This is a genomic window from Sphingobacterium sp. G1-14 (assembly GCF_002196555.1).
In the GTDB taxonomy this organism is placed as follows: Bacteria; Bacteroidota; Bacteroidia; order Sphingobacteriales; family Sphingobacteriaceae; genus Sphingobacterium; species Sphingobacterium siyangense.
In genome coordinates this window covers 4,055,437-4,068,826 of record NZ_CP021381.1, presented here as the reverse complement: position 1 = coordinate 4,068,826, position 13,390 = coordinate 4,055,437, and the positions used below count along the sequence as shown (strand labels likewise).

Genomic DNA, 13,390 nt, shown 5'->3' with positions numbered 1-13,390 from the left:
TAATAAGAATACGATTATGTCAGGAAAACAGATTTTTCAGACGTCAAGCAAAAAGCGCTGGTACGCTTTTTCATGGATGAGCAGAGCATTGGTGATAGGTTTGATCATTGGTGTTATCTGTGTGGTTTATACATTGGGAAAGATTCAGATTCCTCCTTTTCCAACAATTAATACCAACACAGCATTGACTGAAAAGTCCACCGCCAGATTAAAAAAATCCAAACAATTTAAGGAGTTTACCATTGTAAAATCCGAATTGGAGAAGATTAAACGTGACCGGGAGCTGAAGCATTTGAAACATATTGGTACCAAAGATAGAATCAATATGGGGTTTTATGTTAGTTCTTGGTCTAATGAAGTTCGTGAGCAGTCTTTATCGGATCTACGCCGCAATATTGGTCATTTGGATATGGTTGCTATGGAATCCTTTTTTACTGTGCCTAATCAAGATACAGTAGTGGATAAAGCAGATACTGCTGCGCTTAAGGTCATTCATCAATATAAGCGCAAAGCTATCGCACAGATTTCCAATTTCAGTGGTAACGATTTTGACGGGCAGACTGTAAAGGCTATTTTACTTAATCCGGATAAACAACAGCGTTTTATAGACGATATCCTTCTTAAAGTGAAGCGCAATGGCTTTGCTGGCATAAATATTGACTTTGAGAATTTACAGTTGGATGACCACAAGGCGCTGAATGATTTTATGGGCCACATCTATACGGTATTTCATACAGAAGGCCTACTTGTCACGCAGGATATTTCACCTGAAAATGATGATTACGATCCCATTGCCTTACAAAAGTACAACGATTACATCATACTTATGGCTTATGATCAGCATTCCATTGAAAGTAATGCCGGCGCCATTTCACATCAGGCATGGGTCGAAAAAAATCTTGATGAACTTTGCAATAAGATCGATGCAGACAAGGTGATCCTGGCTTTGGCCTGTTATGGATATGATTGGCCAAAAGGCAGTGTCGGCAAGACATTGACATATGATAATGCTGTTATTTTGGCGCATAATTACAATGCTAAGATTACTTTTGATCCCGAATCTGCAAATCTCAACTTTAGCTATAAAGATGGGACAGGGATGCATCATGATGTCTATTTTACAGACGCTGCAACCTATTTTAATCTTATCCGCAAAGCAGATGACTGGGGGCTAGCTGGTATTGCACTTTGGCGTTTAGGAAGTGAAGACTCCCGTTTATGGTCATTTATTTCAAGATCATTGGACCGAGAAAATCTGAAAAAAGAACCTTTTGACTTTGGAAAGATAAGCCAGATCAATGTCGGGGGTATTCAATATATTGGGGATGGGGAAATTTTGGACTTGGTCAATAGTCCTGCTCCGGGGGAAGTGAAATTCACTTACGACCCATCAACGCTTATGGTTGAGAATCAGGAGTATGTAAAGACGCCAAGTAATTATGTAATCAAACGCTTTGGAGAACGAGATAATACTGTGGTCCTGACCTTTGACGACGGTCCCGATCCTACGTATACACCACAAGTATTAGATATATTAAAAAAGGAACATGTTCCCGGAGCTTTCTTTCTTGTTGGTGTTATGGCTGAGAAAAATATGGATCTGGTTCGGAGAGAATATCAAGAAGGACATGAACTCGGTAACCATACCTTTTTTCATCCTGATATGTCTACAATAGGCCCAAATCGCGTTAAGTTTGAACTGAATGCCACCCGAAAGATCATCGAATGCATAACCGGTCATAGTACAATTCTTTTCCGGGCTCCTTTTAATGCTGATGCCGAGCCACAGACTGTTGCCGAAATTCTGCCTGTTGCTCAGAGCCGGAAAGAGAACTACATCAATATCGGCGAGTATATTGATCCCAACGACTGGTTACCTGGTCGTACGGCAGATGAAATCTATAATGAAGTCATAAAACAACGCGATAATGGAAACATTATTCTATTACATGATGCCGGAGGCAATCGAGAAGCGACTATAGCCGCCTTGCCGCGTATTATTCATTATTTTAAATCTCATGGTTATAAATTTGCGACGATCGGAGATTTAATGGGGAAAAAACGTGATGAACTGATGCCACCTGTAGAAAATGCCTCCGATTCGGGATTTAGTGGATCTTCCAACCGCTTGTTCTTAGGGACATTGTTCTATGGTAACATCTTCCTTAACTTGGTTTTTTCCATTGCAATTGTATTGGCAATTTTTAGAACAGCAATGATTGCTTATCTGGCAATCCGACAAAAACAAAAAAGTAAAAAAGAGCGATCTCAATTGGTTGTGGAACCTCGGGAAAAGGTGAGTGTGATCATTCCTGCCTATAATGAGGAAATAACAGTGTTGGCAACGATAAAAAGCCTGTTGAATTTGGATTACCCCAATTATGAATTGATTTTTGTTGATGATGGATCAAAAGACAAGACTTTTGAGATTGTCAGTAAGGTGTATGGCGATCATCCTAAAGTAAGGTTATTTACAAAACCAAATGGGGGCAAGGCTTCTGCGCTTAACTATGGTATCCAACAATCCGAAGCACGGTTTGTGCTTTGTATCGATGCCGATACACAATTGAAAACAGATGCGTTAAAACAGTTGATGAAATATTTCAATAAACCTCAGATCGCCGCTGTTGCGGGTAGTGTTAAAGTGGGAAATGTGCATAATATATTGACACATTGGCAATCGATCGAATATATCACCTCACAGAATATGGATCGGAGAGCGTTCGATTTGCTCAATATGATATCGGTCGTACCAGGAGCAATTGGGGCCTTTCGTAGATCTGTTATTTTGGAAGTGGGCGGATTTACTACGGATACATTAGCGGAAGATTGTGATTTAACCATGCGTATATTAAGAGCGGGTTATACCGTGCGAAATTCATCTGAAGCAATTGCTTATACGGAAGCACCAGATACGGTCAAAATGCTCTTCAAGCAACGTTTCCGTTGGAGTTTTGGTGTGTTGCAGAGTTTTTGGAAAAATAAACAGACCTTGTTGAATCCCAAATATGGCTATTTTGGTATGGTCGGAATGCCTAATATTCTGATTTTTCAGATTATACTTCCTTTATTTGCTCCTTTGGCCGATATTTTTATGTTATTCTCTCTAGTGAGTGGTCTTTTCTCCTTAAGCGAGGTAAATGGTATCAGCTGGACGGGAATTGCAGGATTATTTTCACTGCATAACGGTTTTGGTCAAGTGATGTTTTATTACTTCCTTTTTGTATTCGTGGATATGTTCTTTGCAGGTATTGCCTTTAAAATGGAAGGCGAGAAGCTTAGCAATTTAATTTATTTGTTTCCGCAGCGTTTTTTCTGGCGTCAACTGATGTACTTCGTTTTATTCAAATCTGTCAGAAAAGCGATTAAAGGTGAATTAAATACTTGGGGTACCTTGAAACGTACGGGCGGAGTGAAAGAGGTAACAACAAGTGAATAAGAAGCCGGTAACAACAAGTGAATAAAAAGCAGACACGTGCATGAGCTAAACGATAGCGATCTGATGTAGTTCCTTCGTCGGATCGTACACTAGGATCACTATCGCCAGCCTGCCAAAAAATTATACCGAGATTTTTAATTGACCTTGAGAATAGGTACTTTCAATAAAAATAGCGACCAAATGAAGATACTTTCCGCTCAGCAGATAAACAGGATTGATAGTGAAACCCTAAAGGATCAAAAAATCAGTAGTCTAGACCTGATGGAACGAGCTGCAACAGTTGTTTTTGAGGAAATTAAAAAGCTTCATCCCCGATTGGAGCACAGTACCTTTTTCATCTTCTGCGGTAAAGGAAACAACGGCGGCGATGGCTTGGTGCTGGCTCGTCTGTTGGATCAACAACAGGCCCAAGTCAAGGTTTATTTAATGGATGTAGCGGATTACTCCGCTGATAATCTTGCCAATCAAAAGCGTTTACCCAATCATATGATTCAAAAAATTGCAGCGGAAAACCAGATTGATATCCCTTCCGATGCAATCGTACTGGATTGCTTGTTTGGTTATGGATTAAAGCGTGTATTAACAGCTGATTGGAACGGTATAATTTCCAGTATAAATGGATGTGGTGCAAGGATCTATTCCGTCGATATGCCTTCTGGACTACTGGCAGATAAAAAGACTGCTGCAGATGTTCCAATTGTAAAGGCAGATTTGGTTTATACCTTTCAGTTTCCCAAGATGGCCTTGCTGCTGCCCGAAAACCAATGGTATGTAAAAGACTTCAAGGTATTGGATATCGATCTTAGCCAACGAGCAATTGAAGCGGCAGAAACCAATCTTTTTTATGTCGACCAGCCGCTTGTCAGGTCCTTTTATCGACAACGAAGGAAATTTGATCATAAGGGAACATTTGGTCATACCCTTATTATTGGCGGAAGTAAAGGTAAAATGGGGGCCGTTCAGCTTGCGTTAAAAGCGGCTCTTCGAGCGGGCTGCGGTTTAGCTTCCGCTTATGTACCTGACGGTGGTAATACCATCTTACAGACCGCTGTGCCCGAAGCGATGGTGTTGACTGATCCTGAACAAGATTTTATTAGCCAATTCCCGGTAATCGATGGCCATCAGTCTGTGGGTATCGGAATCGGCATGGGAACAGCGCCGCATACAATTGATGCGCTAAAGGTATTTATAACCCGTGTTAATGATACTCCTTTGGTATTAGATGCTGATGCTTTAAATATTCTTTCCCGCGAACCGAATCTTTGGGCTTTTGTTCCAGCGCATAGTATATTGACTCCCCATCCCAAAGAACTTAGCCGGATATTGGGTGCTTGGCAAGATGATTTTGAAAAGATTGAGAAAGTGAAAGTTTTTGCACGTAAACATCAGTTTTACGTATTAATAAAAGGGGCTAATAGTGCTATGGTTATGCCCGATGGGATGGTGTACTTCAATAGTACGGGCAATGTTGGGATGGCAACAGGAGGCAGTGGTGATATACTGACAGGGATAATCACCTCCTTGCTTGGACAGGGCTATTCTTCTAAAGAGGCTTTAATTATGGGGGTATATATGCATGGGCGCGCGGCAGATATTGCAGTGAAGACGATCGGCACCTATTCCTTATTACCTTCAGATACCATCAATCATCTTTCCGACGCGTTTATGTCTTTAGAAAAAGGATTATGATAGATTGGTACATTGAACAAGTTTTTGCCGCCCGGACCTGGAAACTTCGAAAAGAGGTTTTCGCTCCGGAAGGTAAGTTGGCCGAGGTGATGTTGGAGGGCGATTTTGAAGCGACGCATTTTGCGGCCTACGATGGAAACGAAGTGGTAGGCGTGCTGAGCCTGATTAGTTCAGGTGATACTTATACAATCCATTTCCTCGCTGTTGCTCCACATGTAAGGCTGAAAGGTGTAGGCACAGCATTATTGAAGCATGCGCGACTATTTATCCATACGTTTGCTGGTCAATATCTTCTTGCAAATGTGACCGGCGATCAGCAACATTTTTGGACAAGTAATGGATTTGCTCTTCTGAAACAACATGAAGCCACCGTCACCTATTCATTATCTTTAACAAATGATTCTGTAAGTTAACAGTAAGTGGGAAGATAGATCGTTTTCTTATAAATGTGCCCCATGTTATCCCTTGTGACCTGTGTTATCCCTACAGATTTTCAGTATAGTTGATCCGATCCGCTTCGGTAATGTTACGTATCACCCGGCAAGGATTGCCTGCAGCTACGACATCCGCTGGTATATCTTTTGTGACGACCGATCCAGAACCAATGACCGAATTTTTTCCGATTCGCACGCCGGGGTTGACGACAACATGTCCACCGATCCATACATTATCTTCGATAACGATCGGCAACGCAAATTCCCAACCTTGATTTCTTGCTTCAAAATGGAGGGGATGACCAGCTGTAAAGAGACTTACATTGGGCCCAAATAATACATTGTCGCCTATGGTAACCGGTGCGCCGTCTAAAATCGTACAATTATAGTTGCTGTAAAAGTTCTCACCAATAGCAATATTATAACCATAATCGCAACGAAAAGGAGGTTCGAGAAAGAATCGGGTTCCCGTCGCTTTAAACAGTTTTTGAATAATCTGTTTTCTGAATTTCAGTTGTTTCGGCTCTGAATCGTTAAATCGCTTCAGTTCTTCTTTTGCGTATTGTCTTTCCTTAAATAATTGCCCCTCCGAATCAATATAGGGAAGTCCGGCAATCATTTTTTCCTTTGCTGATTTCATTCAATGCCCGTTTTTCTGTAACAAACTTAGATAAATTGATTTTTAAAAGCAATAGCAATCTACGTGTTGTGAATCTAGGATATTGAGCGCTCTTATTTCGCATAATCAAGGTTCTGTTTTCTACTAAGCATAATCAATGGATACCCTGTTTTCCAACAAATTATACTGTTTCCAACAAATGGACAGCTTTTCAGCGCCAGGTTTTATAGCAACGTACTGATCTGCACAAAGTGTCGTCCAACCTTCCTCCGATTTAATTCATACAGTTGTGACAAACAATTTTCGTTCGAAACGCATTTAGATAGTGGAGCACACGATGCTATTGCCTTTGTCCGGGCTATATTCAAAATATTATTCCAATGAAGATTGCTTATATAAGTACCTACTTGCCCAAAGAATGTGGAATTGCCACTTTTACATCAGATTTATTGCATGCTGTAGCACTGCATAATCAGGAACTGACGCAACATGTTTTTGCGGTCGCGGATCGGGACTATGTTTATCCCAGTGAGGTCGTGTTTAAAATAGATCAACATCGTCAATTGTCCTATATTGAAGCCGCAAATTATATTAATGAAAACGGGTACGATTGCGTCATACTCGAACACGAATATGGCATTTTTGGAGGGAATAGCGGCATATATATCTTATCATTGATTAATGCATTACACATTCCGCTACTTGTTAATTTTCACACCATTCTCGAAAAACCCAATGTTGATGAAAAGGCCATTCTTATTGAAATTGTAAAACGGGCTTCCATTGTAATCGTCATGAGCAATTATGCAATTACATTACTCAAATCGATTTATCGGGTCAATACCTCCAAAGTTAGGCTGATACACCACGGTGTGCCGGAGTTTACTTTAGATCATGAGCTTGCCAAGCTTAAAAAAGGACTTTCCGGGAAGAAAGTCTTATTGACCTTCGGTTTTTTGGGGCGAAACAAAGGAATTGAAATGGTGATTGAATCCCTCCCTGAGGTCGTCAAAGATGAACCGGATCTGTTGTACCTCGTTGTTGGTAAAACGCATCCCAATGTATTGGCACATTCCGGCGAGGAATATCGGGAATACCTGGGCAGTCTTGTGGAAACCTATCAGTTGCAGGAACATGTGAAATTTGTTAATTCCTTTGTTAGTCAAGCCGATCTTGTGGAGTATCTATGTGCCTGCGATGTTTATGTTACACCTTATGTCAATGAGGCACAGATTACAAGTGGAACATTGTCTTACGCCATCGGTGCCGGAGCTGCGGTGGTGTCCACTCCTTATTGGCACGCCAAAGAATTGCTCGCTGATGGAAGGGGAGTGCTCGTCGAATTTAAAAATTCAGCCAAGATGGCCGAGGTGCTCAAAAATCTGTTTTCAAATTTGGACTATCGCACAACACTAAGAGACAATGCCCGTATATTTGGTAAAGAGATGACCTGGAAAAATATAGGCCTTCGGTACACACGAATTTTAGATAAGATTATTCCTACCTATGATAGCCTCAAAGAAAATGTTGGATTTAGTATAGAGGAAATGCCCAAATTCAGTTGGAAGCATATCGACAGACTGACCAATCAGGTCGGTATCTTACAGCATGCAACTTATTCGCTACCGAACTACAAAGAGGGCTATTGTCTGGACGATAATGCAAGAGCACTTTTAGTTACTTTATTGGCGCAGCAAGATTTTGCTGACAAAAGGCTCGATCGTCGCATCTCGACCTACTTGAGTTATATCTATTATCATCAGCGCGAAGATGGGCTTTTTCACAATTTTATGAATTTCCAACATAGTTTCCTCGATGAGGTCGGTTCGGAGGACTCCTTTGGACGGACCATGTGGGCATTGGGCGTACTTCTTCGGGAGACAAAATTGACAAGCTATTATCAATTGGGGCATGAACTGTTTTTTAGGGCCGTTCCAAATTTTGGCCAGTTGCGTTCCAACCGGGCGATAGCTTATACTGTACTGGGGATTGCGGAATATTTGCATCATCAATCCAATGACGAGGTGATGATAGAGTTGATGCGGGCCCTTATCGGCAAGCTGGTACGGGAATACGAGGCAAGCTCAGATGAAAACTGGCAATGGTTTGAAGCGGTATTGAGTTATGATAACGCAATTTTGCCCTATGCGTTATTGACGGCCTATCCTTTTTTGAACGATGAAACAATAAAACAGTTGGGATTATCGACTTTAAAGTTTCTCGAAAGTATGACTGTCCAGAATGGCGCGCTTTCATTGGTCGGAAACCAGGAGTGGGCCAAGCAAGGGAAGCATATCAGCAAGTTTGGTCAGCAGCCACTTGATGTCACGGCAATGGTATTTATGTATCGTGAAGCTTTTCGATTGACCAATAAAAAGGTCTATTTTACCCGTATGATTGCTTCTTTCCGCTGGTTTTTAGGAGAGAATGATCTTCGGCTCGGTTTGTATGATGAGGAAACCAAAGGTTGCTGTGATGGCCTCGAATCCTATGGCATCAATAGAAACCAAGGGGCGGAGAGTACCCTTTGTTTCTATTTGGCTTATATCGTAGTTTACCGTGCTTTTATTGATAACGATCAGGATTCAAGATAGCGAGCAATAAATCTTCGAGCTTGATGGTCGCATAGGTTGATGCATAATCGGACATCGCATAAGGTAAAATGAGGTGTTCGTTGTGTACTATCGCTCCGCAGGAATAAATGACGTTTGGTACATAGCCTTCTCGCTCTTCGTCATTGGGCGTCATCAATGGGCTATGTAGGCGTCCAATTTCCACATGCGGGTTGTCCAAGTCCAAAAGAGCTGCGCCTAGGACATATTCACGCATTGGTCCAACGGCATGGGTTAAAATCAGCCAGCCGTATTGCGTTTCTATCGGCGAACCGCAATTACCGATCTGAACAAATTCATACGGATATTCTGGCTGTTGAATCCGGATTGCCGTTTCCTGCCATATATTGATATTATTGGAGTAGGCGATGTAGTTGTTCTCACCATCAATGCGGCAGAGCATCGCATAACGTCCATTTATTTTACGTGGAAATAGTGCAGCCCCCTTGTTGGCAATTTCACCATAAATAGGTTTCACTTTAAAATGGTAAAAATCTTTTGTGGTGAGTAATTTCGGGAGGATGCTGAATCCATCGTAAGCGGTGTATGTTGCATAGTACGTGCTCTCACCTCTTTCGTTTTTGAACTGAACGAAACGCGCATCTTCAATTCCTCTTTTTTCGGTATCGGCAATCGGAAATATCACGCGTTCTGAAATGGAAGTGTCCAAGGAGAAAGTCATTTCATAATGCGAGGAAGCGAGCCAGAGCGCCTGTTGTAGAAATGTCACATTTTCCAGGTTTTCGTCGCTATCGCGCCGTACTTCATCGATGTACCGTTTGAGTTCCTCGTAGGTAAATGTCTCCGTTAGCTTAGCTTCCAGTTTGGACTTAACTTCCGTTGGCTCGGCATGCAACTCATTCATTTTCTTTAAGAATGACTCCTTGTGATAACGGTGATTTTTGACTTGCATAGGTTTATCCAATAAACTGCCGACATAATCGATATGTATATTGTTGTCAACATCCAATGTCCCTGATCGAAAAACGATCGAAGAGACATGGCCTTCTCCGGTTGCCCTGAAACTCAAAATAATGCGTTTTTCACCCCTGAATAATTCTGTCTGGTCCGGATGTTCTATAATGGAGGGATTAAACAATGCCGCCGATTCAATCGAATATTCCATCGTGAAATAGGAGCCGATCAGTAGCTTGTCAATTTGGCTCAGTTTCTCTTTTGGAAATGGAATCTTTTCCAATAAGTGGCTTATGCGGTCAAAATTACGTTCAAAGATATGGACTATACTACGATGTCTTTTTGTATAGCTTCGGAGTACCTGGCCAAAGACTTCTTTTCGCTCTGATTCATTCAAGGATAAGATACGTTTGAGAACTTTAATGGTACGATCATCCCCCAGTGAGAAAAAACGTGCTAAAACTCTCTTTTTATCTGGTTTAAAGTAAATATCCTTCCGTTCAACTTGTACTGGTCTATGCATAATGATATGTTGATGTTTATACCCTGTATTAGAACGAACAGTGATTGGCTTTTGTTTTTATTCTAAGCCAATAATCACCGGATATCTAATAAAAATGGAGTAACTTTGACCAAGGAAAAAATTTAGATATGATTGAAAATAGTTTAGAACCAAAAGCAATTTGGAAAAATTTCTCTGCATTGAATGCGGTCCCGAGAGCTTCTAAAAAAGAAGAGCGCGTGATTGCCTTTATGGTAGACTTTGGTAAATCCTTGGGTTTAGAAACAAGCGTTGATGAGATTGGCAACGTGCTCATCAAAAAATCTGCTACTCCGGGAATGGAGGACCGTAAAACGATTGTATTGCAGTCGCATTTGGATATGGTGCACCAAAAAAATAACGATACTGTTTTTGACTTCGATAATGAAGGCATTAAGATGTACGTTGATGGTGATTGGGTAAAAGCTGAGGGTACCACTTTGGGGGCAGATAACGGTCTTGGCGTTGCGACAATCATGTCGATTTTGGAATCATCCATTATTGAACACCCTGCCATTGAAGCTTTGTTTACGATTGATGAAGAGACAGGCATGACGGGAGCTTTAGGTTTAAAAGGCGATGTGCTTTCTGGTGAAATCCTGTTGAATCTGGATACAGAGAATGATACTGAAATCGATATTGGTTGTGCTGGCGGGATTGATGTGACGGCAACACAGTCCTATGTTGCAGAGCCTTGTCCTTTTGATACGTTATCTTTTGAAATTACAGTAAAAGGACTACATGGGGGGCATTCTGGTATGGACATTCATAAAGGTTTTGCCAATGCCAATAAAGTAATGAACCGTTTGCTATTTGGCACGAATGCACATTATGGATTGCGTATTGCTTCTTTATTGGGCGGAAGTCTACGCAATGCAATTCCGAGAGAAAGTGTTGCAAAGGTGGTTATCAGTAAGGATAAAGCAACTGACTTTGTTCAGAATTTGACACAATTGGCTCAGGATATTAAATTGGAATTTGCAACGACAGAACCGGCTATGGAAATTGTGGTGAAGCAAACTGATGCTGCTTATGCAACTGTAGTTCCAGTAAACGTGCAGGAAAACCTGATCAACAGCGTTTATGCGGCCTTAAATGGTGTTTATCGTGTGAGCGCCGATTTTGAAGACTTGGTAGAAACCTCCAATAATATTGCTAAAGTAGAAGTAGGTGGGGAAAAGGTTTCCATCAAATGTCTAACCAGATCTTCTGTTGAAACGTCTAAATTTGATTTAGCTCAATCTTTACAAGCTGCATTTGAACTGGGTGGTTTTACCGTCGGTTTTTCGGGCAATTATCCAGGATGGGCACCTAATCCGAATTCTGAGATTTTAGAAGTGCTCAAATCAATTTATACGAGACAACATGGTGAAGCTCCAGAAGTGGTGGCTTGCCATGCCGGGCTTGAGTGCGGTATCTTGGGGACAAACTATCCCGAAATGGATATGATTTCTTTTGGACCAACAATCTTAGGGGCACATTCGCCTGCAGAGCGTGTCTCCATTTCTTCGGTACAGAAGTTTTGGAGTTTTGTGCTCGAAATTCTCAAAGAGATCCCTAAAAAATAAATTTTCAACAAGGGCCTATTGCTGATTTTTTTTGACGATAGGTCATGAAAGCAAAAAGAGATAGGTCACGGAAACAGAAAGGTATGGTGTAAGCCATACCTTTTTTATTTTCATTAATTTTTCATTTTCCTTGCAAAAAATGAAAAATAACCTTACTTTCAGGATGAAAAAATGATTTAATAGACCAAATTTTATACAAGCTCTCAAATTGAGGGAAAACCTAATAGTGATATAATGACTATAATCCTCATTGTAATCAGCATTTGTTTGCTTATCCTTTGCATAACTTATTTTAAGATCAATGCCTTTCTCGCTTTTTTAGTTGTTTCCTTATTCAGTGGACTTTGTTTGGGTATTCCACCGGCACAGTTGGTGGGTACAGTTGAAAAAGGTGTTGCAGGCGTTATGGGAAGCCTGACTTTAATTATTGTATTGGGCGCAATGTTGGGGAAAATTGTAGCAGAAAGTGGGGCCGCCGAGATTATTGCTGAGCAAATGGTCCGCCTGATGGGAGAACGATATCTTCAGTGGGGGCTTATGTTGACGGGGTTTATCGTTGGAATACCGTTATTTTATGGAATCGGATTTGTCTTATTAGTTCCCTTGATATTTTCGATTTCCTACCGCTATAAGTTGCCGGCAGTATATATCGGATTACCGATGCTGGCAGCCCTGTCTGTAACACATGGCTTTATTCCGCCGCATCCTTCCCCAGTTGCATTAGTTGCCCTGTTTCACGCTGATATGGGACTGACACTTATCTATGGTCTGTTGATCGCCATACCTGCTATTATTTTGGGTGGGCCAATTTTTGGAAGAAGCCTCAAAAATATACGGGCAAGTCAGGAATCAATTTTTAGCGAGAAAGATCGTTCGGAGTCAGCGCAGTATCCGCGCCCGACAGTGGGGGTAAGTCTGGCTGTTGCCTTGCTGCCGGTATTGCTCATTGTCTTATTTACATTGCTTCCTTATTGCTATCATACAACCAATATAGCGCTGCAGCAGGGAGTTAAGTTTATCGGCAACCCTACCGTTGTTATGGTTATTGCGGTCGGTGTAGCAACCTATTTATTAGGATTGAAATTGGGACGATCGATGGCCAATGTGATGACAATCTATGAGTCTGCGGTGAAAGATATTGCCATGATTCTATTGATTATTGCTGGATCGGGAATCTTTAAACAAGTTATGGAGGACAGTGGAGTTAGTCTGTTATTGGCCAATACCCTGCAGCAGCTCCCCATTTCACCTTTACTGTTGGCTTGGTTAATTACAGCTGTTATCAGAGGTTGTGTCGGCTCGGCCACAGTAGCCGCCTTGACAGCCGCTGGTGTTCTGCTACCTATTGTTACAGGGGGAAAAGCGGACCCTAACCTTATGGTATTGGCGATAGGAGCCGGAAGTCTGATGTTCTCCCATGTCAATGATGCCGGATTTTGGCTATTTAAAGAGTACTTTGGCCTAAGCGTAAAGGATACGTTATTTTCCTGGTCGATCATGGAGGCGATTGTTTCCATTGTTGGGCTCCTTGCTGTTTTACTATTGCAATTAATTTTATATTAGCTATTATTTT

At 41.4% G+C, this 13,390-nt stretch carries 8 protein-coding genes; 6 read left to right on the top strand and 2 right to left on the bottom strand.

Translation table 11 applies throughout. The annotated features are described in order from the left end of the window. Window positions 1–16: 16 nt before the first annotated feature. From CBM24_RS17575 to CBM24_RS17565, 3 genes are all read left to right on the top strand, one after another. Window positions 17–3,439 carry a glycosyltransferase gene (locus CBM24_RS17575; RefSeq protein ID WP_088162155.1) on the top strand — a complete coding sequence of 1,141 codons (3,423 nt, stop codon included), beginning with the start codon at window positions 17–19 and terminating at the stop codon, window positions 3,437–3,439. 180 nt (window positions 3,440–3,619) lie between these two features. After that, a complete protein-coding gene (locus tag CBM24_RS17570) occupies window positions 3,620–5,128 on the top strand; it encodes an NAD(P)H-hydrate dehydratase (protein ID WP_088162154.1) in 1,509 nt (502 codons plus the stop codon). Beyond that, window positions 5,125–5,541 carry a GNAT family N-acetyltransferase gene (locus CBM24_RS17565; RefSeq protein WP_088162153.1) on the top strand — a complete coding sequence of 139 codons (417 nt, stop codon included), beginning with the start codon at window positions 5,125–5,127 and terminating at the stop codon, window positions 5,539–5,541. Before CBM24_RS17570 ends, CBM24_RS17565 begins: the two co-directional genes overlap by 4 nt. 70 nt (window positions 5,542–5,611) lie before the next feature. Here CBM24_RS17565 and CBM24_RS17560 read toward each other — a convergent pair whose 3' ends face one another. Further along, on the bottom strand, window positions 5,612–6,202 hold the full coding sequence (locus CBM24_RS17560; RefSeq protein WP_088162152.1) for a sugar O-acetyltransferase: 591 nt from the start codon (window positions 6,200–6,202) through the stop codon (window positions 5,612–5,614). Window positions 6,203–6,561: 359 nt separating this feature from the next. Between CBM24_RS17560 and CBM24_RS17555 the strand changes: the two genes are divergently transcribed. Next, window positions 6,562–8,775 carry a glycosyltransferase family 4 protein gene (locus CBM24_RS17555; RefSeq protein ID WP_088162151.1) on the top strand — a complete coding sequence of 738 codons (2,214 nt, stop codon included), beginning with the start codon at window positions 6,562–6,564 and terminating at the stop codon, window positions 8,773–8,775. On the opposite strand, the gene CBM24_RS17550 is transcribed toward CBM24_RS17555, so the two are convergent. Then, window positions 8,747–10,231 (bottom strand): glycoside hydrolase family 130 protein, encoded by a 1,485-nt coding sequence (locus tag CBM24_RS17550; protein ID WP_088162150.1) that lies wholly within the window; start codon window positions 10,229–10,231, stop codon window positions 8,747–8,749. The genes CBM24_RS17555 and CBM24_RS17550 overlap by 29 nt on opposite strands. A 128-nt stretch (window positions 10,232–10,359) precedes the next feature. Here CBM24_RS17550 and CBM24_RS17545 point away from each other — a divergent pair, with 128 nt between their 5' ends. Both CBM24_RS17545 and CBM24_RS17540 read left to right on the top strand, forming a co-directional pair. Then, entirely contained in the window at window positions 10,360–11,817 is a 1,458-nt protein-coding gene (locus CBM24_RS17545) for an aminoacyl-histidine dipeptidase (protein WP_088162149.1), read from the top strand. Window positions 11,818–12,051: 234 nt separating this feature from the next. After that, entirely contained in the window at window positions 12,052–13,380 is a 1,329-nt protein-coding gene (locus tag CBM24_RS17540) for a gluconate:H+ symporter (protein ID WP_088162148.1), read from the top strand. The last annotated feature ends 10 nt before the right edge of the window (window positions 13,381–13,390 follow it).